The sequence below is a fragment of the Streptomyces sp. NPDC059166 genome (assembly GCF_042755185.1).
In the GTDB taxonomy this organism is placed as follows: Bacteria; Actinomycetota; Actinomycetes; order Streptomycetales; family Streptomycetaceae; genus Streptomyces.
Map to the genome: position 1 here is coordinate 37,573 of NZ_JBHZCI010000043.1, position 23,067 is coordinate 60,639.

The window sequence follows — 23,067 nt, forward strand, 5'->3', positions numbered from 1 at the left end:
GAAGAGGGTGAAGCCCACGACGGTCCCGGCCGACGGGCGGCCGGAGACGGAAGGACCGGTCACCCGAAGAGACCATCCTCGTGGCGGCTGCTGGCTTCGGCGCCCGGAACGTGATCGGGTTGACAACCCGTCGGTCGTACGGGAGCGAGCCGAGGGACACGGATGACGAACCGACAGCACCCGTCGCGGCCGGATGCCGTCGTCGTGGGCGCCGGCCTGGCGGGCCTGGCCTGCGCACTGGATCTCAGCGACGCCGGGATGCGCGTCGAGGTACTGGAGGCGTCCGACGCGGTCGGCGGGCGGATGCGCACCGACCGCAGGGACGGGTTCCTCCTCGACCGCGGTTTCCAGGTCTTCAACACCTCCTACCCCCAGGTGAAGAGGCGTGTCGATCTGCGCGCCCTGCGCCTGCGCCCCTTCACCCCGGGGCTCGTGGCCCGTACACCCGCGGGCCGGGTGCGGGTGACGGACCCGACCAGGCGCCCCCGGGACGGGGCTCAGCTGCTCCCGGGGCGCGTCCTGGCCGGGAGGGATCTGGCGGCCCTCGCCGCACTCGCCGCCCGTGACGCCCTGCTGCCGGCCCGGCTCGTGGCCGGCGGGCCGGACCGTACGGCGTCGCAGGCGCTCGTCCGCGCAGGGCTGTCACCACGGGTGGTGGAGGACTTCCTGCGTCCGTTCCTCTCCGGGGTGTTCCTGGAGGAAGGTCTGGAGACCTCGGCACGGTTCATGCACCTGGTCCTGCGGAGCATGGCGCGGGGAACCCTCTGCCTGCCGGCGCACGGCATCGGCGCCGTGCCCGCACAGCTCGCCGCGGGTCTTCCGGAGGGGACGGTCAGGTTCGGAGCGGCCGTGGCCGAGGTGACCGACGACGGGGTCCTCCTCGCGGGCGGGGAGGAGCGGCCGGCGGACGTCGTGGTCGTCGCCACGGACGCCGCCTTGGCCGCGCGGCTGCTGCCCGGGCTGCCGGTGCCGGGCAGCCGGACGGTCACGACGTACTACCACGCCGCCGCCCGTTCCCCTCTGACCGAGCCGACCCTGGTCGTGGACAGCGGACTCGCCGTTCTCAACAGCTGTGTCCTCACCGAGGTAGCCCCCACCTACGCGCCGCCGGGCACGGCACTGGTGTCGACGTCGGTCCTGGGGACGGGCCCGGCCGGCGGGGAGCCTACGGTCCGCGCCCGGCTTGCTGAGCTGTACGACACGGACACCAGCACCTGGGAGACGGTCGCCGAACGTACGGTGGAGGGGGCCCTCCCGGCGATGCGCCCGCCCTGGCCCCTGAGCCGCACGACCCGGTTCGCGCGGGGCCGTTACGTCTGCGGGGACCACAGGGCGACCGGTTCGGTACAGGGCGCGCTGGCGTCCGGCAGCAGGGCCGCACGCGAGGTGCTGGCCGACCGGGCCGGTGTGCGGACACCGGGGTCGTGACGGCCCGCGGCCGGAGGCCGTCCGACGGCATCGTCGTCGTGGGCGGCGGCGCGGCGGGGCTCTGCCTGGCCCACGGCCTCGCCACCACCGGCCGGACGGTGACGCTGGTCGAGGCGCCCGACGGGCCGTTGCGGCCCCCGGAGCGCACCTGGTGCTACTGGGAGGCCGGCACGGACACGTTCGAGGAGGCCGTCACCGCATCCTGGCGACGGCTGCGGGTGCGGGGACCCGAGGGGCGCGTCGTCGAGTCGGAGCCGGCGCCGCTGCGCTACCGCATGGTGCGTTCGGGCCCGTTCGAACGGCTCGTGCACTCCCGCCTGGCGGCGTCGGGCACCGCCCGGGTCGTGCGCGCGACGGCCCATGAGGTGAGTGACGCGCGCCGGGGCGCCGAGGTGCGCTGCACCACCCCGGACGGGAAGGTGCTCACCCTGCGCGCCGGCCTCGTCTTCGACTCCCGGCCCGTGCGGCGGGTACCGCCGCACCGCACGCTGCTGCTGCAGCACTTCCGGGGCTGGTTCGTCCGTACATCACTGCCCCGGTTCGATCCGGAGGTCGCCGACCTCATGGACTTCCGGGTGCCCCAGCCGCGCCACGGGCTGGCGTTCGGCTACGTGCTGCCGCTCGCACCGGACCGGGCGCTGATCGAGTACACCCAGTTCTCCCGGACCCCGCTCACGACCGCGGCGTACGACGAGGCGCTGCGGCACTACGCCGGGAGCGTCCTGCGGCTCGGCCGGTTCACCGTGGACTCCGCCGAACAGGGCGTCATCCCCATGACCGACGCGCGGTTCCCGCGCCGGGCCGGGCACGCCGTATTCCGGATCGGGACCGCCGGCGGGGCCACGCGTCCGGCGACGGGCTACACCTTCGCCGCGGTGCGGCGCCAGAGTCTCGCCGTGGTGGCGGCGCTGGAGCGGGGCCGCCCCGGCGTCCCCCCGCCGCACGGCCGCCGTGCGCTCGCCATGGACGCGGTCCTGCTGAGGGCGCTGGACACCGGGCGCGTGGACGGCCCGCGCTTCTTCACCGATCTGTTCCGCCGGGTGCCCATGGAGCGCCTTCTGAGGTTCCTGGACGGCGGGAGCTCACCCTGGGAGGAGTTCGGCATCGGCCTGCGGACCCCGGTGGGTCCGATGCTCCGCACGGCGGCCGAACTCCCCTTCCTGACCCGTCGGCCGACCGGCCCGTCCGAGGAGCGCACCTGATGACCCTGCTGCGGGACCGCGATCTGGCGCGGGCCTTCGACCACGCCTCACTCACCTACGACCGGCTCACGGCGCTGAACCCCGGTTACCGCTCGGACCTGTTCCGCTCGGCCCGCCGGCTGCGGCTCCCCCGCGGCGGAAGAGGGCTGCGGGTGCTGGACCTCGGGTGCGGCACGGGCGCGTCGACGCGTGCGCTGCTGCGCTCGGCGCCGTACGCGAGGATCACTGCGGTCGACGCCTCCTCCGGCATGCTGGAGCGGGCGCGCGCCAAGCGGTGGCCGGCGAACGTCCGTTTCCTGCACCGGTCGGCGGAGGAACTGTCCACCACCGACGACGACGGTTCGTTCGACGCGGTGTTCGCCGCCTACCTCTTCCGCAACGTGGCCGACCCGGACGCGGTGCTCGGAGCGGTGCGCACCCTCCTGCGCCCGGGGGGCCGTCTGCTGGTCCACGAGTACAGCCTGAGCGGTTCTCCCGTGCACCGGGCCGTGTGGAACGCGGTGTGCGGAGGCGTCATCGTGCCGGCGGGGACGCTGACCGGCGACCGCGAGCTGTACCGCCATCTGTGGCGCAGCGTCCTGGCGTTCGACACCGCGCCGCTCTTCGCGGACCGGATCGCCCGGGCGGGCTTCCCCTTCGTGCGCACGCTTCCGGTCGGAGGCTGGCAGACGGGCATCGTGCATGCGTTCCTGGCCGGCGACGGTGCGGGGCCGGTCGGCTCCGGTGCGGCATGAGGGCCCGCGAGCGGACCGGCGGACACGGCCGGGACGGCAGGGCCGAGGTGATCCTGCCGGAACCGGGCCGCGCCCGCTTCGGCGCAGAGGCACCGTCGGTCGCGGTGGTCGGCGGTGGCATCGCCGGGATCGCGGCGGCGGCCTGTCTGGCGGAGCGCGGCGTGCACGTCACCCTCCACGAGCGAGGGGAGAGTCTGGGCGGCCGCCTCGCCGGCTGGCCCGTCACCCTCGCCGACGGGTCCGCGGCGACCATGAGCCGGGGGTTCCACGCCTTCTTCCGTCAGTACTACAACCTGCGGGCGCTGCTGCGCCGCGCCGATCCCGGGCTGTCGGCACTGGTCCCGCTGCCGGACTACCCCCTCCGGCACGCCAACGGGCTGACGGACGGTTTCGCCCGCGTCCCGAGGACACCGCCGTGGAGCGCGCTCGGCTTCGTCGCCCTGAGCCCGTCGTTCGGCTGGCGTGACCTCGCCGCCATGAATCCGCGTGAGGCGCTGCCGCTGCTCGACGTGCGCGTCCCCGGGGTCTACGAGCGGTTCGACGGGATGAGCGCCGAGGACTTCCTCGGGCGGATCGACTTCCCGGAGGCGGCACGGCACCTGGCGTTCGAGGTGTTCTCCCGCAGCTTCTTCGCCGATCCGCGCGAACTGTCGGCCGCCGAACTCCTGCTGATGTTCCACATCTACTTCCTGGGGTCGTCGGAAGGGCTCCTGTTCGACGTACCGCGCGAGCCGTTCCCCCAGGCGCTGTGGGAACCGCTGGAGGCGTACCTGCGGGGACTCGGCACCGAGGTGCGCACCGGGAGCCCGGTCAGCCGTGTGGGTCCGGCGGCGGGCGGCGGCCTCGCCGTGGAGGCCGAGGGCGGGACCGGCCGGTACGAGGGCGTCGTCCTGTCCCTCGACACGGACGGTCTGCGCCATGTCGTGGGCGGATCACCGCGGTTGGGGGACGCGCGGTGGCGTGAGGACATCGGCGCCCTGCGTACCGCCCCGCCGTTCCTCGTCTCCCGGCTGTGGCTGGACCGCCCGGTGGACGGGAGCCGTGCCGGGTTCCTCGGGACCAGCGGGTACGACGGGCTCGACAACATCAGTGTCCTGGACCGCTGGGAGGGCGAGTCGGCCCGCTGGGCCGCCCGCACCGGCGGTTCGGTGCTCGAACTCCACGCGTACGCGGTGGACGAGCGGGCGGAACGCAAGGAGGTCCAGCGCAGGATGCTCGACCGGATGCACGAGGTCTACCCGGAGACGAGGGACGCCCGGCTGGTGGACGCACGTCACGAGTGGCGCGCCGACTGTCCGGTCTTCCCGGTGGGCGGATACCGGCGGCGCCCGGGGATCCGTACCCCCCACCCCCGCGTGATGCTCGCGGGTGACCTGGTGCGTACCGGTCTCCCGGTCGCTCTGATGGAGCGCGCCGCCACCTCGGGTTTCCTCGCGGCCAACGCGCTGCTGGCCGGTTGGGGGGTGCGCGGCGAGACCCTGCGGACCGTTCCCCGTGCGGGGCGTTCACGGGCCCTGCGCGCGCTGGCGGGGCTCGCCGGGCGGCGCTGAGGTCAGCCGGGGAAGCGCCCGGTGCTCCGCAGCGACCAGCGCCGCTCGGCGTAGGCGAGGTCGTCGCGCCAGAGCCTGCCCGCCGTCCGGCGCATCAGGGGGCGCAGAGCGGGCGCGGCGGCGCGGGCGAGGGCGAAGCCTCGCCGGTCCGACGAGGCGACGACCGCCTCGACGACCGCCGTGCGGGGGTGGGCGGCTCCTGGCGCGGTGATCGGGGTGGCATGGGTCTCGACCACCGACCCCTCACCCTCCCCGTCCGTGATGTGCATGACGACCGTGCGCGGCTCGGGCGCCGTGAAGACCGCCCGGACGGGTACCACGAGCCGTCCGGCGACCTTGAACGACACGTCCACGGCGAAGGAGTCCGCCCCTGCGTCCTCCGGGGTCTCCACCACCTTCAGCCCGACGAACGCGTAGGGGTGGAACCAGGATCCGTGCCAGGGGTCGAGCCGGTTGGCGACCACGTCCTCGGGTTCGCACCGGCCGGCCGTGGTGAAGACGGCGTCCACCGCGCCGTCGGGTGCCGGCCGGACGGGGACGACCGGGCGTTCCAGTGGGGGTTCGCCACCGGCCGCGTCGAGTCTCACCCAGACCAGCACCCCGTCGTCGTGGAGCGGGAAGGGCTCCCATCCGGCGAACGGGCCGCCGTCCAGGGCGAGTCCGTGCCAGTGGCAGATGAGGGTCCCGCACACGACACGGCTGTCGCCGAGGGGTGCTCCCAGGTGCGGGCACTCCCCCGGCCCGGCCCGCAGGGTGCCGTCGGGCGTCCGCCACAGGACGATCTCCACTCCGGCGACGGTCCGGCCGTAGGGGCGTTGCCTCGCGCCGAGTTCCCGGGAGGCCCCGACGACGTACCAGTTGCCCGAGGGCCGCGTCCCGGCCCGGCGCAGCGCGTCGGCGATCAGGGCAGGTCGCGCGCGACGCCAGGTGGGGGGCTGGACGGCCCAGCGGGGCGCGCTCCGCACCCGCAGGGGTGGCGACCACCTTCGCCGGGCGGCGCTCATCGCGGGGCTCCCTTCGCTCCGGCCGTCTGTTCCGGTGCCGCGCCCGCCCGCCGGGGTCTCGCCCTTGCGCCGAGGATCCGTACCAGCCCTCCTGAGGCGGTCAGGGCGCGCCGTCGCCGTGGCACCACTGCACGCCGGTGCAGTACCCGGTAGTCGTCGGCAGCGACAGCGTCCAGGATTCCCCGGTAGAGGACGAACGCCGTGCGGATGCAGGGCCGTACCCGTGGTTCGAGCATCGCGATCCCCGGCTCGGCGAACGCGTAGACGGTGCGGATCATGGCGTCGGCGTCGGCGAACGCGTTCCGGATGCGCGGGTCGTGGCGCCCGGTCCGCCGGCTCCATTCCAGCAGGCGCCGGTCGACGCCGTGTGAGGCGAGCAGGTCTGCCGGGAGGTAGACGCGTCCGCGTGCCAGGTCCTCACCGACGTCCCGGAGGAAGTTCGTCAGCTGGAACGCCTCACCGAGGGCGGCCGCGTGCGGAGCGGCCTGCTCGCGGTCGACGACCGTGCCGAGCACCGGCAGCATCTGCAGTCCGATGACCGCCGCCGATCCGTGCATGTAGGCCCGCAGTTCCGGATACGACGGATAGTCGGTGACGGTGAGGTCGCTGCGCATGGACGCCAGGAAGTCGGCGAACAGCGCGTGGTCGATCCGGTAGCGGGCGGCGGTGTCCGCGACGGCGCGGACCACGGGTTCGCCGCCGCCTCCGGTCCGCAGTCCATGGGCGAGGTCGCTCTCCAGACGCCGCAGCAGCCGGTCCCGTTCTGCGGGAGGCTGTCCGCGGTCGAGGTCGTCGACGATGTCGTCGGCCCATCGGGCGAAGCCGTACAGGGCGTGGACGGCCGGTCGCCGCTCGACGGGAAGCAGCCGGGTGGCGAGGAAGTACGTCCTGCCGTGCTGGGCGTTGAGGCGCCGGCACCTGGCGTAGGCGGCGCGCAGCGCGGGCGCGGTGATCCCGGCGGCGTCGAGTTCGCGTCGGCTCATCGGCTCTGCCTCTCGGGGACGGGGGCGCGTCGGCGGCCGGGCGTGCGGGGCCCGCCGGTGATGCGGGATGCCGCGAGCTTCCCGCTGACGAGGACGGTCGGCACGCCTACGCCCGGGGTGGTTCCGCATCCGGCGAGGACGACGTTGTCGTGGCCGCGCACGAGGTTGCGGGGCCTGAAGGGGCCGGTCTGCGCGAAGGTGTGCGCCACGGAGAACGGGGTGCCCGCCGCGTGTCCCTGGGCGGTCCAGTCCACGGGGGTGACGAGCAGTTCCCGCTCCAGGGACGCCTCGAACCCGTGGAGCCCTCTGGACTCGAGTACGGACAGCAGGCTGTCCCGGTACCGCGGGCCCAGGTCGCCCCAGGTGGTCGCCGAGGGGCCGGTCGTGGTGTTCGGGCAGGGGGCCAGCACGTAGTGCAGGTGCCTGCCGTACGGCGCGAGCGAGGGGTCGTGCGTCGTCGGCCTGGTGATGAGCAGCGAGGGGTCGCTCATCAGCCGTCCGGTCCGGGTGAGCTCGTCGAAGGTGCCTTCCCAGGCGGCGCCGAAGGACAGCGTGTGGTGTGCGAGTTCGGGCCAGGTCCGGTCGGTGCCGGCGTGCAGGACCACGGCCGAGGGGGCGTGCCGGAGCCGCGCCGGCCGGCGGGGCGCCCGGCCCAGCAGACGGTGGGCCACGGACAGGTCGGGTGTGAGCACGACCGCGTCGCAGGGGATCCGCTCACCGGAGGTGAGCAGGACGGCCCGTACCCGCCCGGCGGTGGCTTCGAGTTCCCTCACCTCGGAGGACCAGCGGAATTCGCCTCCGGCGTCCGCCGCCGCGTCGGCCATCGCTCGGGGCAGGGCGTGCATGCCGCCCTTCGGGAACCAGACGCCCGCGACGGTGTCCATGTAGGCGATGACCGCGTAGGCGGCGAGAGCGCGGGCGGGTGCGACCCCGGCGTAGAGCGCCTGGAAGGAGAACACCCGGCGCAGCCGGGGGTCGGTGAGGAACCTGCCGATCTGCGGGTCGAGGCGGCCGAAGCCTCCCAGGGCGGCCAGCCGTGCCAGGTCCGGGTGCAGGAGCTGGAGCGGTGAGTCGAAGTTGGTGTCGATGAAGCGGCGCATCTGGGCCTGGTAGAGGCGTTCCAGCCAGGTCCGCAGTCTGCGGTATCCGGCCGCCTCGGCCGCACCGGCGAACCGGCGTACCTCGGCTTCCATCGCGTCCCCGTCGGTGTGGACGTCGACGTGGCTGCCGTCCGCGAAACGGGCTCGGTAGGCGGGGTCCAGGGGAATCAGCTCGACCCGGCGGTGGAGGCTGTCGCCCACGGCGGCGAAGGCCTCGTCGGCCAGGTGCGGCATGGTGAGCACGGTGGGTCCGGTGTCGACGTGGTACCCGTCGACCTCCAGACGTCCCGCTCGGCCGCCCGGTCCGGCGTCGCGTTCCACCACGGTCACCCTGCGGCCGGCCCCGAGGAGGTGGAGCGCGGCGGAGAGACCGGACAGTCCCGCTCCTACGACCACGACATGGTCCGTGGGCCCCTGGACCGTCCTCATACGTCCTCCACGTCGGCGGCCGGTGCGGTGCCCAGCGCCCGGGCGACCAGTGAGGCGAACTCCCGGCGGGCTTCGCGTTCCGCTCCGGAGGAGGCGAAGTGGCTCAGGCTCGATGACGACAGCGCGGTGATCTCCTCCTCCACCAACGCCCGCGCGCCCGTGCGGTGCAGGGCCGCTCGCATGTCCGCGACGGTGTCCCTGTCCGCAGCGGCCGTCCCTGGGCCGAGTACGGCCAGGGCTTCGGTGTCACCCGACTCGGCGGCGCGCCGGAGGGCCACCGTGAGGAGGTAGGTGACCTTGCGTGAACGCAGGTCCTCGTCGGCGGGTTTGCCCGTGACCGCCGGGTCGCCGAAGGCTCCCAGCAGGTCGTCGCGGAGCTGGAAGGCGAGTCCCGCGCAGCGTCCGGCGGAGCGGAGCGCGTCCGTCGTCCGGGTGTCGGCCGCCGCGAGGGAGGCTCCCAGGACCAGCGGCCGTTCGACGGTGTAGAGCGCGCTCTTGAGCACGGCGATGTTCCTGGCCTGGGCGGGGTCGGCCGATCCGGTCGCCTGCGCCCGCATGTCGAGGTACTGGCCGGCGATCATCTCGGAGCGCATCCCCCGCCACTCCTGGTGGAGTCGCGGGCCGTGGGGGTCGGAGAGGGCGATCTCCGTGAGCAGGTCGTCGGCCCATGTCAGCGCCAGGTCGCCCGCCAGTACGGCCGCGCCCGCAGAGAAGGACGCGGCGGAACCGCGCATGCGGCTGTCGCGGTGTATGCGGGCGAAGTCCATGTGCACGGCGGGGGCGCCGCGGCGTACCGGCGATTCGTCCATGACGTCGTCGTGCACCAGCGCGCAGGTCTGGAGCAGTTCGAGCGCCGCGCCCAGACGCAACGGTGTCCGGTGGTCTCCGGTGGCCCCGGCTGCCAGCCATCCGCACCAGACGAATGCCGTCCGCAGCCGCTTGCCCCCGCGCAGGGCGAAGGACGCGACCCTGGAGGCCACTTCCTGGGCGAACACCGGGTCCGTCCGGGCCGCCTCCCGCACTCTCGTGTCGAGGTGCTCCCCGAGCACGGCCTCCACGGCCCGGGCGGCCTCCGCCGCCGTACGCGGCGCCTCCTCGAGACCCCCGGTACCTCCCCCCGTACCTGCCCGCGTCGCCCGTGGACCGAGCATGAGTGCCCCTTTCGCCCGGTTGTCAGCCACCGCATCCGACGGCGCCTCCGGTGCAGGGGACCTCGGATGCGTCCATGCCTGCCCTGTGCACGGCGGGGTCGCGGCGGATTCCACCCGGACGGCGGACGTCGCCGGGGAGATCGACGTCGAGCCACACACCGGGCGGGGCCGCCGCGGAGCGTGCGGGACGGACCGGGGCTGATGGGACGAGGCCCGGACGGCAGGGATTCCGTCGCCACCCGCGTGGCGGGACCGGTCGCCGGTGGGCCCTCAGCTCTCCCGTGCCGGCCCACCGGTCCGGTTCGCCCGCGCGCCCTTGTGGCGGACGGTGAGCAGCAGCAGGCCGGTCACCGCGGCGAAGGCGGCGGTGAGGGTGAAGGTGCGCGGAAGCGTCGCGGGGATTCCCAGGTACTCGGTGAGTCCCAGGATGCGATGGAGTCCCCACGGGAGCAGGGCCATCTGGTCGTTCCAGGTGCTCAGGGACGCCTCGGCGCCCGTCGCCCAGACGAGGGCGCCGCACACGGAGGCCGCGCCGCCGGCGGCGGCAAGGAGCCACCCCCACGCCCGTCGGCCGCTCAGGCCGTAGCCCGCGCGCAGGGCCCACCAGGCGGCTGCGAACACCCAGAGGAACAGCGCCCACGCCACGGTGACGTAGAGGAACCTGCCCGACGCCGAGGTCCAGAATCCGGACCAGTAGAAGCCGGGCCCGCGCACGGCCAGGACGCCCAGCAGAGGCAGCGTCCGAAGCACCGCCGCACCACCGACGGCCGCCGCCAGCCGGTACCCGTGACGCCCGGCGGCGCACCGCAGCACGCCCACGAACACCGCCCAGGCGCCCAGCGTCACCGTCAGGTGCGCGGGCGCCTCCGCCCAGGTGAACACGGCACGGCTCGCGAGGAGCACCAGCCCGGGCAGCAGCCACACCACGGCCCGGTCCAGCCTTCCCGGCGGATCGGCCGGCGCCCCCACCCGCCACGGGCGCAGCGCCGCGGCCGACAGGGCGCGCACTCCCGCCGCTCCCGGCATTCCGCGCAGCGTCACGGCGGCCACGGCGGCCAGCAGCAGGACGAGCAGGAGGGCACGCGCCCACCACGCCATGGCCGGGTCGCGGTCGGCCCTGCGCAGGCCCAGTTCGGCCGCGGTGAAGTTGTAGGCAGGCAGGTCCAGATCGGAGCCGTACCGCCGCCGGTGGTCCTCGGCCGCCGCGCGGAAACTCTTCTCGGCCGCGTGCCATCGGGTGGACGCGTCGGCCGAGCCGGTGTCCAGCCACCGCTGGTGCCACAGCACCGCGCCCCGGTAGTCGCCCAGCACCGTCAGCAGGTCGCTCTGGTAGGCGAGGGCGGCGGCGAGCCGGTCGCGCAGCCGCGGGTCGCTCCAGGTGCCGGGGTCCGTCCCGGCGAGCAGGCGCTCCTGCCGGCGGGAGAGTTCGACCGCTCGCCGCCCGTCGGCGAGCGCCTGGGGCAGCCCGGCGCGGGTGGCGGCGTAGATGCTGGACAGGGCGGCGCTGTCGCCCGTCGCGATGTCCCACTCGAAGATCCACATCATCGGCGGGGGTTCGAGCCCGAGGGCTCTGGCGGAGGTGTCCGCGTACGGCCTGATGTACAGCCCCTGCGTGATCACCGGGCGGGACAGCGCCAGGATCCGCTCGACCGCGGAGACGGTGGCGGGGTCGTCCGAGAACGTGCGGCGGATCCAGGCGGCTCGTGCGCGCGCGACGTCGGTGTCGGGGTCCTGGGCGAGACGGGCGGTCAGGTACACGTTCACGTCCCACAACTGCCAGAAACCGGTGCGCAGGTAGAGCGAGCGTGGACCGGCGTACAGTGGCCCGCCCGTCTGCGCCCAGGTCCAGACTCCCTCGACGTGGGGGTTGGCGGACAGGAATCGCCGCAGGGCGGTCCGGTGCAGTTCCGTCAGATCGTCCGGCAGCGCACCCTGCCCTTCGAACTCACGGCGTGCCTGGAACTCCACGATCCGCCGCTGGGAGCCGCCCAGCAGGGTCGGGTTGAGCGGCAGATGCGAGTAGAAGTCGCCCTGGGAGTACTTCGTCGACACGATCAGGCGCGGGTCGTCGATCCCGTCGAGCACCTTCGCGTACGAGGCCGGGCTGGTGTGCAGGTCCCCGACGGCGCCGACGCCGACGCTCCAGGTGCGGAAGATCACTTCCCCGTCTCCGCCGTCCCGGGCGGTCGCGGCCAGCAGCGAGCGGAGCATCGCGCGGACCGCCCCGGCCGTCGTCACCTCGATCGCCGAGGTGTAGTCCCATCCCGGCAGCCGGTAGGCGGAACCTCCCTCGCCGGTGCGGATCATCAGTCCCGAGGCGAACGGCATGGCGTCGTACAGCTCCCGGAGGCCTGCGGCGTACACCGACCACAGGTCCGGGTCGTCGGTGTGCAGTCCGCCGAACTCGTGCTCCAGATACCGGCGCAGCGGCGGGGACAGCGCGAGCATGTCGGTCTGGAAGTAGACCCGCATGCCCGCCTCGTGCGCGTACCGCCACACCGGCGCGAACGCGTCGAGCATGGCGCGGGCCCGGGCGACGTGCACGTCGCCCGTCGGGTACACCGCCCGGCCGTCGCCGACGCCGGAGAAGGTGACGTACTCCAGGAAGCCGGGCACCACCACGGCGTTGTAGCCGTCTCTCAGCGCATGGCGGACCAGCGCGCGGAACTGTGCCCCGATCCGGGCCGCCCCCGCGGGGTCGACCCATGGGGCCTTCGGCAGCAACGCCGTCCCCACGACGTCGGAGTTCAGGGAGTAGTCACCGCCGCCGGCGAAGCGGGCCGGGTCGTCGTCCAGGCCGACCGCGCCGGTGTCGATCAGCCTCAGGCCCAGACGCGGGGACACCACGCGCCCCCGGTCGGCGAGCACGTCGTCACCGCCGCGGACCCGGTCGGCGAACCGGTAGAGGCCTGCGGCGGCTCCGGCCGCGGACGCCGTGTCCAGGACGTAGCCGTGCCCGGTGCGGGTCAGCCGGTAGCGTTCGGCGGATCCGGCCCCGGACAGGCTGCCCACCCGCACGGTCAGTTCGTCGCCGGCCGGCTTCGCGTCGCGGTCGGGTCGGAGCGTGGGGGCGTGGGCGCCACGGGCGGCGAGTGCCTCGCCGACCGCCTGTCCGGCGAGCTGCAGCCGGGTGCCCGCGATGCCGGTCACCGCACGCACCGTGGGCGCCGGGCGCGGTGGATCCGCCGGAGCGGAGCCGGACCGCTCGACGGGCACGGCCTTCCGCGTGAACGACAGCCCCAAGGCGCCGTCTAGTGCCCAGGCCACCAGCACGCCGGACAGCAGGAAGACCAGCACCGTCACCACGACTGACGCCCGAGGCCTCACCCGTCCCACCCGCCCCCACAGTTCATCGCGCCATCGTAGGAACGTGCGGTCCGGCGCAGAAGACCTGTGACGATCTTTCTGCCCTGGCCGTCCTCGCACGGGCCGTCCTCGCACGGGCCGTCCTCGCACGGGCCGTCCTCGCACGGGCCGTCCTCGCGCGGGCCGTCCTCGCGCGGGCCGTCCTCGCGCGGGCCGGGCGGACGACCGGTCCGGGGCGGTAGGTCCCTGCCCCGGCGGCGGGTGAGGACGGCCCTGGACACGACGGCCGCCGGTGAGGACGGCCCCGCGGCGGGAAGCCACGGGCCTGGACGGCTCCGCGTCAGGACGGCCGCAGGTCGAACCAGTCGAAGGCCACCGCGCCCCGGGTCGAGTACATGCCGATCACCCGGCCGGTGAAGCCGCCCGCGACCTCCGTGCTCAGGTATCGGCCGTCGAGCTCCGCGAGCACCTCGAACGCCCCGTCGTCCTTCTCGTATCCCAGCCGGAGGGTGTCGGGTCCGCCCACGCGCAGGCCCGCGAGGACGTCCGTTTCGCCGTCGGCCGGGCGTGTGGTGACGGTGGGGGGCAGCACCTCGGCGGTCGTCACATCGATCCTCAGTGTCACAGGGCCCGGCGGGACGGCCTGCTCCGCCACCGTCTGGCGTACCGGACCGATCCGGGCGACGGCTCGCACGACATCGCCCTCCCTCTCCACCTGGTAGTGGTGCGCCTCGTCGATCCGCACCGCGAGGCCACCGCGCCCGTCCTCTCCCACGTCGGTCAGGGTCCGCGCGCGGCAGTCGGTGTCGCGCTGGCGGCGTCCCACGAACAGCGCGCCCGGCTTCTCCAGACCGTCGGCGCGGGCATGCAGCACCAGGTGCCCGGGGCGTTCGTCCAGGCGCGCGGCAGCCGGGTCGTGGTGACGCAGGGAGACCCAGCAGGGGGCAAGTGCCGGGGAGTCGAAGTCGTCGCGGGGCGACTCGCGCGGCCAGGGGTGCGGGGCGAGCGCAGGCGCCTGGGCACGGAGTTCCAGCGGTCCGGGCAGGGGCCACTCGTCCTCCCAGCTCACCGGTACGAGGAAGGTCTCCCGGCCCATTCCGTGGAACTTCGGGGTGTCACCGCGGGGCCGGGTGCCCAGCAGGACCATCCACCACGTGCCGTCGTGGGCCTCGACCAGGTCGCCGTGGCCGGTGTTCTGGACCGGGTGGCCGGTGCTGCGGTGGGAGAGCACCGGGTTGGCCGGATGGGGTTCGAAGGGACCCGGCAGGCTGCGGGCCCTGGCCAGCGACATGGCGTGCCCACGCTCCGTCCCGCCCTCCGACAGGAGCAGGTACCACCACCCGCCGATCCTGTAGAGGTGGGGGCCCTCCGGATACTGCAGACCGCTCCCCGACCACATGGCCACGGGTTCGCCGAGGAGTTCGCCGGTCTCCGGATCCAGGCGCACCCCCCGGATGCCGTCGTGGGAGTACACGCACCAGCACGTCCCGTCGTCGTCCCAGGCGAGATCGGGGTCGATGCCGGGTATGCCGAGGGGCACCGGATCCGACCACGGTCCTGCGGGGTCCTCGGCGGTCACCAGGACGTTGCCCGCTCCCGCGACCACCGTGGTGATCATCCAGAAGCGGCCGTCGTGGTGACGCAGCGTCGGAGCGTACACCCCGCAGGAGGCCGGGGCGTCATCGGGAAGCGTCAGCCGGTCCAGGGCGTGCCCGACGAGCCGCCAGTCGACCAGGTCGCGGCTGTGCCACAGCGGCACTCCGGGCACGTACTCGAAGCTGGAGGTCGCGATGTAGTAGTCCTCGCCCACACGGCAGATGCTCGGATCCGGACTGAATCCGGGGAGCACGGGATTGTCGAAGAACGTCATCGGTCCGTCCTCGGGTCGGGGCCAGGACCGTGTCCTGCGGCCATGATCGTTGAAGCGCTTCGAAGATGACACCCGACCGCAGAGGTGTCAACGGGTAGGACGTAACACAGCTCGCACTCGGAAAGCCGGGCGACTCCACGAGCGTCGATCGATGATCGAGGGGCACATGGTCGAAGCGCTTCGACGAGCGGTCGCACCTCGACACGGAACCGCGGACCCGCCCCTCCGACGAGGGGCGGGTCCGCGGTCGGACGGGAGCCGGCGGTTCAGTCCGTCACTTCAGCGCGGGCGGCGCCGCGGCGGCCGAGGTGCCCCACGTCGAGGGGGACGTGCCGACCTCGAAGGTCAGATCCCGCGTGTCCCTGATGTCCTCGGTGGTGAGGTAGGTCTTCCCGTACGGCGCGCCGTCGGCGCGGGCGGACTGGATGTAGCGCGCCGCGTCGGTGGTGCCCGGCGCCTTCACGGTCAGGCGCCCCTTCGGGTAGTACCGCCGGTCGAGCGTCAGGTCGACGCGCTCGAAGACGGGCGTGGAAAGGCCCCAGGTGTCCGTGCCCGGCTGGACGGGGAAGATCCCGATGGAGGACAGGACGTTCCAGGCGGACATGGTGCCGAGGTCGTCGTTGCCGGTCATGCCGGTCGGGGTGTCGGTGAAGAGCGTGAGCGCGGCGTGGACCACGTCGGTCGTCTTCCAGGGCTGCCCCGTCGAGAGGTAGGTGTACGGGGCGATGAGGTCGGGCTCGTTCTGCGGGTTGTACTTGTCCGCGTTGTAGTAGGCGTACGGCCCGTTCACCCACACCTCTCGCGCAGTCTTCGCCGGGTCCTGGAGCAACTGCTCGTAGGCGAAGAACGAGTCGAGGCGCTGGTTGGCCGCCTGGACACCGCCGATCAGCGAGACCATGCCGGGCAGGTCCTGCGGGACGAGCCACTGGTACTGCCAGGACGTCCCCTCGTGGAAGCCCTCGCTCTGCGCGGGGTCGGCGGGTCCGGTGAAGTCGCCCTTCTCGTCCCGCGCCCGGAAGAAGCCGGTCGAACTGTCGTAGATCTTGCGGTAGTTCTGGGCGCGCGCCGCATACCGTGCCGCGTCGTCCCTGTGCCCCAGCTCCTTCGCCATCTGTCCGAGCATCGCGTCGGAGAGCGCGTACTCCAGCGTCGCCGACGCCCCGTGGTCGTAGTCGGAGTCACCCGGCTTCACATGGGCGCGGCCCTTGATGTACGGCGCGAACCCCTCGGCGAGGTACTCCTTGTTGGCCTCACGGCCCACGGGTGCCGACCCGGCCGGCGGGACTCCGTCCGCGTTCTTCTTCAGCGCGCGGTAGGCCTGTTCCTCGTAGCCCTTGAGCAGGCCCTGCTGGTAGGCGTTGGTGAGGAACGGGGTGACCGGGTCGCCGGTCATGATGTTCGTCTCGACCGTGCCGTAGCCCCACTTGGGCAGCCAGCCGCTGTCCTGGTCGATCTTGATGACGGAGATCGCCATGTCGCGGGACTCCGCGGGCGCCAGGAGCGAGAGCAGCTGGGCCTGGGTGCGGTACGTGTCCCAGAGCGACCAGTTCTGGTAGTAGGTGAACCCCTTGGCCCGGTGGGTCTTCTGGTCCCACCCGGTGTAACGGCCGTCCACGTCGCTGCCGATGTTCGGGGCGAGGAACGAGCGGTAGAGGGACGAGTAGAAGGTGCGCCGCAGGGTCTCGCTGCCCCCCTGCGCCCGGACGTCGCCCAGGCGGTCCTCCCAGGCGGCCTGCGCGGCCCTGGCCACACGGTCGTACGAACGTCCGCCCTCGGCCCGGAGGTTGCGGGCGGCGCCGTCGGCGTCGACGTACGAGATCGCCGTGGTCGCCTCGACGGTCCGGTCCTTGGTCGTGTCGAAGCGCACGAAGGCGCCGCTGCGTTCACTGCCGGCGGAGGACGAGGCCGAACCCGGGGTGACCGTGTCCCCCTTCCAGGTACCGGAGTCGAGGAACGGGCGGTCGAAGCGGGTGATGGTGTACACGGTGTACGGCTTGGTGTCCTGGCAGAAGCCGCTGCCCGTGATCGCCGTGCGCACCGTGCGGTTGTCGAGGATCTCGACCTTGGTGTTCAGGGTCTTGTGCAGCGACTGGCCCGCGTTGATGAGGACGTTGGCCTTGTCGGTGGCGGGAAAGGTGTAGCGCTGCACCCCTGTCCGCTCGGTGGCGCTGAGCTCGGCCCTGATGCCCGTCCCGAGGCCGACCTCGTACGTGCCGGGGCTCGCCTTCTCGTCGTCGTGACTGAACTCCGCCGCGTAGGCGGCGTTGTCGGTGGAGGTGATGTCGCCGGTCGTCGGCAGGACCGGGAGATCACCGCCGAGTCCGCAGCCGACGCCGGAGATGTGGACGGTGGAGAAGCCCTTGATGTGGGTCTCCGAGTAGTCGTAACCGGTGTTGTGCCCCGTGTCGGGTGAGAACTGCACCATGCCGAACGGCACAGCCGCACCGGGGTAGGTGTTGCCCTCGTTCTCGGTTCCGATGAACGGGTTGACGAGATCGGTGAGACGACCGTGCCCGGCGTGTCCGCCTCCGTCCGCGGCGGCGGGCGCGGCGACGGCGCCGCCGAGGAGGGCAGCCGTGGCGACCGCCGCCCCCGCACCTCGTATCCAGTGGGTCCATCTCATGGAATGAGCGCCTCTCGAAACGTAGACAACGTTGTCATGCGCACTGCGCGATCATTCTTGGCCTGAATACATGTACTCGTCAAGAGTGGTGACGGGGCGCCGGTGTTCCACGTGCGGGTCCGCTCCGGGCGCGCCAAGGTCGAGTGAGGAAGCCGTCCGCACACCGCGGAGGCCACCGCCCGTTCGCACCCGGAGCCGCCGCATGAGTCCGCACCGCACCACGACCGGGCTGGTCCCGAGGTACCAGGACGAGAGCGATCTCCTCCCCCGGTGGGCTCGGCTCGCGCCGCTCGCACTGGTGGCGCTCGCCCTGGCGGTCGACCTGCCCACGCCCGGGGCGCTCAGCGGTGACGTCTTCCTGATCCTCAGCAGCATGATGGCCGCGTGCGTCTACGCGTTGCGGACCGTGGTGGCGGTGGCCGCGCTCAACAGTCTCGCCGGTCTGGTCCTGCTTTTCGCGAGGCATCTGTCGTCCGACGGCCATCACGCCGTGGTGGACTACATCGCCATGGTGATCCTCGCCTGGGCGTCCGTCCCGCTCTGCCGGCTGCGGCTGTACCTGAGGCGACGGCTCCAGGGGGCCGAGCGGGTGGCGGAGAGTGCCCAGCGCGCCGTTCTCCCACCCGTACGGGCCTGGCAGGGCAGGACGTGGATCGCCGTCCGGTACGAAGCCGCCTCCGCGGCGGCCGCGGTCGGCGGCGACCTCTACGCCGTGGAACGCACCCGCTACGGGGTCCGTCTGCTCATCGGCGACGTGCGCGGAAAGGGCCTGAACGCCGTGCCCAGCGTGGCGGCGCTGGTGGGGAGCTTCCACGAGGCCGCCCACCACTCCCCGACCCTGGCGGAACTGGCTCACCGTCTCGACGAGGCGGTCAGCCGGCACACCCGCGAGGCCACCGCGGTGCAGGGCGGATCCGACACGAGCGACGAGCACTTCGTCACGGCCGCCATCGCTCAGATCCCGGACGAGGGAACCGAGGTGCGCCTCATCAGCAGGGGCCACTGCCCGGCCTACCTGGTGAACGAGAACGCGCTCCTGGCCTGGGAGCCTGAGCATCCCGGGCTGCCGCTGGGCCTGGGTGAGTTCGACACCGGGCCGTGGGCCGACGAGACCCGCCCGTTCGGCCCGGACCATCTGCTGCTGCTGTGCACCGACGGCCTCCTGGAGGCACGGGACGCCGAGGGCCGCTTCTACACGCCCGACGAGGACCTGATGAGGTCGTGGCGCTCCGGGCCGCCGGAGGTCGTGGATCGGCTCGCCAAGGCCGTCCACAGGCATACGAACGGGGTCCTGGCCGACGATCTCGCCCTGGTGGCGGTCACCCACGCGGAGCCGGGACCGGACGAGGGATGAGCCGGACCCGGGCGGCTCGCGGACCGGACGGACGTCGCGGGCCCGGCGCGAGGACACGACGTGACGCGGGTCGGCTCCGTCGCGGCGCGGGCGCGAAGCCCCCTCCACGACGGCCCGGCCCCAGCAGGGAATCCGGGTTCAGCAGACGCCGTCGCCCGGCTCGGGATTGCCGAGGCCGAAGACGGGGCGCAGCCTGAGGCCGATCCAGGTGCCGGCCAGGGCCACGGCGCCCCAGAGCCAGCCGCTCAGGCTGCCCGAGGCGACTCCGGCCAGGTAGGCGCCGATGTTGCAACCTCCCGCCAGACGGGCGCCGATGCCCATGAGCAGGCCACCGAGCACCGATGCGACCGCCGTGCGCCACGGGATGCCCCTGTGCAGGGTCCAGGTGCCGCCGAGGGCGGCCGCGACGGCCGCGCCGGCCATGATGCCGATGTCGGTGAGGCTGGTCTTGTCCGCGAGCACCGGGCCCGCCAGCGTCTCGGAGTTGCCCGGCTGCTGCCACCAGGTCCAGTTCTCCGGGTGTCCGCCGAGCGCGCCCACCAGCTCCGAGCCCCACAGGCTGAACGCGCTGGTGACGCCCCAGGCTCCCCCGGACACCAGCAGGACACCGGCACCGAGAACGGCCAGCGCCAGGGCTCCGGCCGCCAGTGGCCACGAGCCCCGCACGACGCGGGCGGCGGTGGTGCGCGCGGAGGGCACCGGGCCGAGCGGCGGAGGGTTGCGGCGGGCCTGGACGCGCCGTGTGACGACGACGACCAGGAGCAGGGCGGCGATCGTCACCGCCCAGGAGCCGAACCAGCCGATGTGGTCGGAGAGGACGACCGGTTCCCAGGCGGGAAGGTCCTTCCAGAGGTCGAACTGCCAGGCCGCCAGTGTGGCTCCGGCGATGAACCCGCCGAGGGTGAGCACGACGGAAGTTTGACCGGATCCGACGGCGAAGAGGGTTCCGGAGGCGCAGGCGCCTCCGAGTTGCATACCGATGGCGAAGAGCAGGGATCCGACGGCCAGGCCGATACCGACGGGCCCTGCCGACGGCGCGGGCTGCGAGCCGAACAGGCCTGTGCCCGTACCGATGACGAGGGCGAAGAGTGTCGCCGTGGTTCCGAGGAGCAGCGTGTGTGCGCGGAGCCCGGTGCCGTTTCCGACGGCGATGAGCTGTCGCCAGGCGGAGGTGAAGCCGAACCGGGAGTGGTAGAGGGCCACGCCCAGTCCGAGGCCGAGCAGGAGGAGCACGCCGGGCTTGGTGCCGTGCTGGAGCCAGACGTAGGCGGTCAGGGCGACGGATATCAGCCCGGATACCGCGAGGGGCGTCCGGCGTACCGGAGGCAGGGGCGGCGCATCCGGCCGCGGGACCGATGTGGGGGAAGGGGCGAACAGGGTGGGCCGGGTGCGCGGGGGTGCGGCCGGCCCGGCAGGTGGCGCGGTGGTCACGGAGGGTCTCCGGGTGTGGTCGACGGCTGGTGGCACGGCGGTCGGCTGCAGGCGCGCACCGACCCTGGTTCAGCCGCTACAGAGCCCGTCGTCGACACACCAGGCCGAATGCGCGAAGAGCGCGAGGCGCAGGAGCGGGGCCGGTGCAGACATGCGTACGAATATATGGAGGGTGCCGCTCCGGATGCACCGCGGTCTCACCATCCGGAAACACGCGGGGTTCCCTGCGGGGCACCGGGCCAAGGGCTGTCCCGCGATGCCCGGCGGGCCGGCGCGCGACGTCGGATGCGGCGCGTCGCACGGCATCGGGACGTCCGCGCACCGAACGCGTGCCGATGTCCGGACCACACGACATGCCGTAGCCGGGTTCGTGCGGCCAACCGGGCCTCGCGGGAGGGCCCTCAGCCGTGCCGCGCGGCGCGGGGCCTTCCGACGGTTTCGCGGCGTGGGCTTCCCGGGCGACGGTTTCGCGGCGTGGGCTTCCCGGGCGACGGTTTCGCGGCATGGGCTTCCCGGGCGACGGGGCGGCCGGCGCACACCGCGAGCGCGTCGGCGGGGTGCGCGGCAGAACGCCCCGCGCACCCGCCGGCCTGTGCGGTCGCAGGCAGGAACACGGCCCCGCCGCACGACTCACGCGCCCACCCCGCGAACTCCACGGCTACTGCCCGCTGATGTTGACCATCCAGGCGATGCCGAACTTGTCCGTGCACATGCCGAACACATCGCCCCACATCTGCTTCTCCAGCGGGACGGACACCGTGGCCCCCTCGGACAGTTTGTCCCAGTACCCGCGCAACTCGTCCGCGTCGTCACCGCTCAGGCTCACCGCGAAGTTGTTGCCCGGCTTGTGCTCGGTTCCGGGAGGGTTGTCGGCACCCATCAGGGTGAGTCCACCGGCCGTCTCCAGCCGGCCGTGCATGATCTTGTCGCTGTGGGCGCCACCGCCCCCGCCGAACTCGCCGTACGTGTTGAGGGAGAGGTCGCCGCCCAGAGCGCTCGCGTAGAACTCCAGCGCCTGGCGCGCGTCCCCCGGGAAGCTGAGGTACGGGTTCAGTTGAGATGTCATCGGATTCCCCTTTTGTGAGGTTTCATCAGCAGGGCCAGCGTACGCATCGCGGACCGGAATCCGGACGAACCCGCCCCCGCCGGATCGACCGGCCGAGGCGTCACCGAGTGCGGGGCCGCGCACCAGGGGCGGCCGGGCACCCCGGAACGCATCCCCCGTTCAACGTTCTGGCCCATACCAAGCCCTTGACACCCCCATCGTTCACTTCTTAAATCACGTAACGAGATAGGGTCTTTCGTTTGGATCGGGCCGGATCAGGAAGCGGAGCCCGATCCGGACGAGAGGCCCTGACCCCCCACCGGCCTCACGCCGCCTCTCCCGCACCTGGCGCGGTCGGATGCCTGTCATGCGCATGCCTATTTCTCCCATGCTCCATGAAGGGAAACTCATGGACCCCGCACGCCTGCCGAGACGGCTGCTGATCCTGCTCGCCTCGGCGCTCACGCTCGCATCCCTGTCGACCGGACTCGCTCAGGGCTCCGCCCGCGACGGTGGAGCGCCCGCACGCACGGCGGCCGCGGCGTCGGCCGCGGCGGTGACGTTCTCCGACGAGTTCGACGGCCCCGCCGGATCAGCCGTGAACGGCTCGAAGTGGCAGACCGAGACCGGCGACAACGTGAGCAACCACGAGCGGCAGTACTACACCGCCGGAAACCGGAACGCCGCCCTCGACGGGCAGGGACATCTGGTCATCACCGCGCGCAAGGAGAACCCGGGCAACTACCAGTGCTGGTACGGGCGGTGCGAGTACACCTCGGCCCGGCTGAACACCGCTGGGAAGTTCACCACCACGTACGGGCGCGTGGAGGCTAGGATGAAGATCCCCCGCGGACAGGGCATCTGGCCCGCCTTCTGGATGCTGGGCAATGACATCGGCCAGGTCGGATGGCCCGCCTCCGGCGAGATCGACATCATGGAGAACGTGGGCTTCGAGCCGTCCACGGTCCACGGCACACTGCACGGCCCCGGGTACTCCGGATCCGGCGGGATCGGTGCCGGCTACAGCCTCCCCGGCGGACAGGCCTTCGCCGACGCGTTCCACACCTTCGCCGTCGACTGGAGCCCCAACGCGATCACCTGGTCCGTGGACGGTACCGTCTACCAGCGGCGTACTCCCGCCGATCTCGGTGGCCGGCAGTGGGTGTTCGACAAGCCGTTCTTCGTGATCCTCAACCTGGCGGTGGGCGGCTACTGGCCCGGTGACCCGGACGGCAGCACTCCCCTCCCCCAGCAACTCCTGGTCGACTACGTCCGCGTGAGCACGGACGGCGGACAGCCTGCGGGCGGGCCCATCACCGGCGTCGGCGGCAAGTGCGTCGACGTACCGAGCGCCAACAGCGCCAACGGAACACCCGTGCAGCTGTACGACTGCAACGGCAGTGCGGCACAGCGCTGGACCGTCGGCGCCGACGGCACCATCCGCGCCCTGGGGAAGTGCCTCGACGTCGCGTCCGCCGGAACCGCCGACGGCACCGCGGTCCAGTTGTGGGACTGCAACGGCACGGCGGCCCAGCAATGGGCCGTCCCCGCGGCACGGGACATCGTCAACCCGCAGGCGAACAAGTGCCTGGACGCGGTCGGCGGAGGATCGGCCAACGGAACCCGGCTGCAGATCTGGACCTGCGCCGGAACCGCCAACCAGAAGTGGACGGTGACCCGGTAGGTCACGTCATCCCCGGGGGCGAGGAAGCGCCCGCGTCTTCCCCCCGGGGGGGGCGGGGAAGCGCCCGCGTCTTCCCCCCGGGGGGGGTGCCTCTATGTCGTTCGTCAAGGCATCCCTGTCGGGTTTGGGGTGGTTCGGATGGTGGGGTTATGCGGCGAGTTCGACGTCCTTCG

The 23,067-nt window shown here is 72.9% G+C and carries 15 protein-coding genes; 6 read left to right on the forward strand and 9 right to left on the reverse strand.

What is annotated here, in order from left to right; genetic code table 11:
- Window positions 1-162 precede the first annotated feature (162 nt).
- From ACFXOA_RS26990 to ACFXOA_RS27005, 4 genes are read left to right on the forward strand one after another with little or no spacing between them, the layout of a single operon-like run.
- On the forward strand, window positions 163-1,428 hold the full coding sequence (locus ACFXOA_RS26990; protein WP_385033723.1) for an NAD(P)/FAD-dependent oxidoreductase: 1,266 nt from the start codon (window positions 163-165) through the stop codon (window positions 1,426-1,428).
- Window positions 1,425-2,630: a lycopene cyclase family protein gene (locus ACFXOA_RS26995; RefSeq protein ID WP_385033726.1), complete on the forward strand. Its 1,206-nt coding sequence runs from the start codon at window positions 1,425-1,427 to the stop codon at window positions 2,628-2,630. The genes ACFXOA_RS26990 and ACFXOA_RS26995 overlap by 4 nt, the downstream gene beginning before the upstream one ends.
- Window positions 2,630-3,364, forward strand: a complete 735-nt coding sequence (locus tag ACFXOA_RS27000) for a class I SAM-dependent methyltransferase (protein WP_385033729.1) — start codon at window positions 2,630-2,632, stop codon at window positions 3,362-3,364. The genes ACFXOA_RS26995 and ACFXOA_RS27000 overlap by 1 nt, the downstream gene beginning before the upstream one ends.
- The gene (locus tag ACFXOA_RS27005; protein WP_385033732.1) at window positions 3,361-4,914 is read left to right on the forward strand and encodes an FAD-dependent oxidoreductase; all 1,554 of its coding nucleotides are present in this window, start codon (window positions 3,361-3,363) and stop codon (window positions 4,912-4,914) included. The genes ACFXOA_RS27000 and ACFXOA_RS27005 overlap by 4 nt, the downstream gene beginning before the upstream one ends.
- A gap of 2 nt (window positions 4,915-4,916) precedes the next feature.
- Here the strand turns inward: ACFXOA_RS27005 and ACFXOA_RS27010 are convergent, their stop codons facing one another.
- From ACFXOA_RS27010 to ACFXOA_RS27040, 7 genes are all read right to left on the reverse strand, one after another.
- Entirely contained in the window at window positions 4,917-5,918 is a 1,002-nt protein-coding gene (locus ACFXOA_RS27010) for a DUF5914 domain-containing protein (RefSeq protein WP_385033735.1), read from the reverse strand.
- Window positions 5,915-6,901, reverse strand: coding sequence for a phytoene/squalene synthase family protein (locus ACFXOA_RS27015; protein ID WP_385033738.1), 987 nt, complete (start codon window positions 6,899-6,901; stop codon window positions 5,915-5,917). The genes ACFXOA_RS27010 and ACFXOA_RS27015 overlap by 4 nt, the downstream gene beginning before the upstream one ends.
- A complete protein-coding gene (gene crtI / locus ACFXOA_RS27020) occupies window positions 6,898-8,430 on the reverse strand; it encodes a phytoene desaturase family protein (RefSeq protein ID WP_385033740.1) in 1,533 nt (510 codons plus the stop codon). Before crtI ends, ACFXOA_RS27015 begins: the two co-directional genes overlap by 4 nt.
- Window positions 8,427-9,581, reverse strand: a complete 1,155-nt coding sequence (locus ACFXOA_RS27025) for a polyprenyl synthetase family protein (RefSeq protein WP_385033743.1) — start codon at window positions 9,579-9,581, stop codon at window positions 8,427-8,429. Before ACFXOA_RS27025 ends, crtI begins: the two co-directional genes overlap by 4 nt.
- Window positions 9,582-9,851: 270 nt before the next feature.
- On the reverse strand, window positions 9,852-12,887 hold the full coding sequence (locus ACFXOA_RS27030; protein ID WP_385033746.1) for a hypothetical protein: 3,036 nt from the start codon (window positions 12,885-12,887) through the stop codon (window positions 9,852-9,854).
- A 340-nt stretch (window positions 12,888-13,227) separates the two neighbouring features.
- A complete protein-coding gene (locus ACFXOA_RS27035) occupies window positions 13,228-14,757 on the reverse strand; it encodes a glycoside hydrolase family 43 protein (RefSeq protein WP_385033749.1) in 1,530 nt (509 codons plus the stop codon).
- Window positions 14,758-15,031: 274 nt separating this feature from the next.
- Complete coding sequence (locus ACFXOA_RS27040) at window positions 15,032-17,380, reverse strand: GH92 family glycosyl hydrolase (protein WP_385033752.1); 2,349 nt, start codon at window positions 17,378-17,380, stop codon at window positions 15,032-15,034.
- A gap of 202 nt (window positions 17,381-17,582) precedes the next feature.
- Between ACFXOA_RS27040 and ACFXOA_RS27045 the strand changes: the two genes are divergently transcribed.
- The gene (locus ACFXOA_RS27045) at window positions 17,583-18,734 is read left to right on the forward strand and encodes a PP2C family protein-serine/threonine phosphatase (protein ID WP_385033755.1); all 1,152 of its coding nucleotides are present in this window, start codon (window positions 17,583-17,585) and stop codon (window positions 18,732-18,734) included.
- Between the two features lie 138 nt (window positions 18,735-18,872).
- On the opposite strand, the gene ACFXOA_RS27050 is transcribed toward ACFXOA_RS27045, so the two are convergent.
- A complete protein-coding gene (locus ACFXOA_RS27050; protein WP_385033758.1) occupies window positions 18,873-20,165 on the reverse strand; it encodes a YeeE/YedE family protein in 1,293 nt (430 codons plus the stop codon).
- Window positions 20,166-20,823: 658 nt separating this feature from the next.
- On the reverse strand, window positions 20,824-21,231 hold the full coding sequence (locus tag ACFXOA_RS27055; protein WP_385033761.1) for a VOC family protein: 408 nt from the start codon (window positions 21,229-21,231) through the stop codon (window positions 20,824-20,826).
- 388 nt (window positions 21,232-21,619) lie between these two features.
- On the opposite strand from ACFXOA_RS27055, the gene ACFXOA_RS27060 reads away from it, so the two are divergent.
- Window positions 21,620-22,894 carry a ricin-type beta-trefoil lectin domain protein gene (locus tag ACFXOA_RS27060; protein WP_385033764.1) on the forward strand — a complete coding sequence of 425 codons (1,275 nt, stop codon included), beginning with the start codon at window positions 21,620-21,622 and terminating at the stop codon, window positions 22,892-22,894.
- The last annotated feature ends 173 nt before the right edge of the window (window positions 22,895-23,067 follow it).

Coding starts and splice junctions, on each gene's coding strand:
- ACFXOA_RS27035 (WP_385033749.1), bottom strand. CDS start 14,757: ATGACGTTCTTCGACAATCCCGTGCTCCCCGGATTCAGTCCGGATCCG.
- ACFXOA_RS27040 (WP_385033752.1), bottom strand. CDS start 17,380: ATGAGATGGACCCACTGGATACGAGGTGCGGGGGCGGCGGTCGCCACG.
- ACFXOA_RS27025 (WP_385033743.1), bottom strand. CDS start 9,581: ATGCTCGGTCCACGGGCGACGCGGGCAGGTACGGGGGGAGGTACCGGG.
- ACFXOA_RS27005 (WP_385033732.1), top strand. CDS start 3,361: ATGAGGGCCCGCGAGCGGACCGGCGGACACGGCCGGGACGGCAGGGCC.
- ACFXOA_RS27000 (WP_385033729.1), top strand. CDS start 2,630: ATGACCCTGCTGCGGGACCGCGATCTGGCGCGGGCCTTCGACCACGCC.
- ACFXOA_RS27010 (WP_385033735.1), bottom strand. CDS start 5,918: ATGAGCGCCGCCCGGCGAAGGTGGTCGCCACCCCTGCGGGTGCGGAGC.
- ACFXOA_RS27015 (WP_385033738.1), bottom strand. CDS start 6,901: ATGAGCCGACGCGAACTCGACGCCGCCGGGATCACCGCGCCCGCGCTG.
- ACFXOA_RS27060 (WP_385033764.1), top strand. CDS start 21,620: ATGGACCCCGCACGCCTGCCGAGACGGCTGCTGATCCTGCTCGCCTCG.
- ACFXOA_RS26990 (WP_385033723.1), top strand. CDS start 163: ATGACGAACCGACAGCACCCGTCGCGGCCGGATGCCGTCGTCGTGGGC.
- ACFXOA_RS27045 (WP_385033755.1), top strand. CDS start 17,583: ATGAGTCCGCACCGCACCACGACCGGGCTGGTCCCGAGGTACCAGGAC.
- crtI (WP_385033740.1), bottom strand. CDS start 8,430: ATGAGGACGGTCCAGGGGCCCACGGACCATGTCGTGGTCGTAGGAGCG.
- ACFXOA_RS27055 (WP_385033761.1), bottom strand. CDS start 21,231: ATGACATCTCAACTGAACCCGTACCTCAGCTTCCCGGGGGACGCGCGC.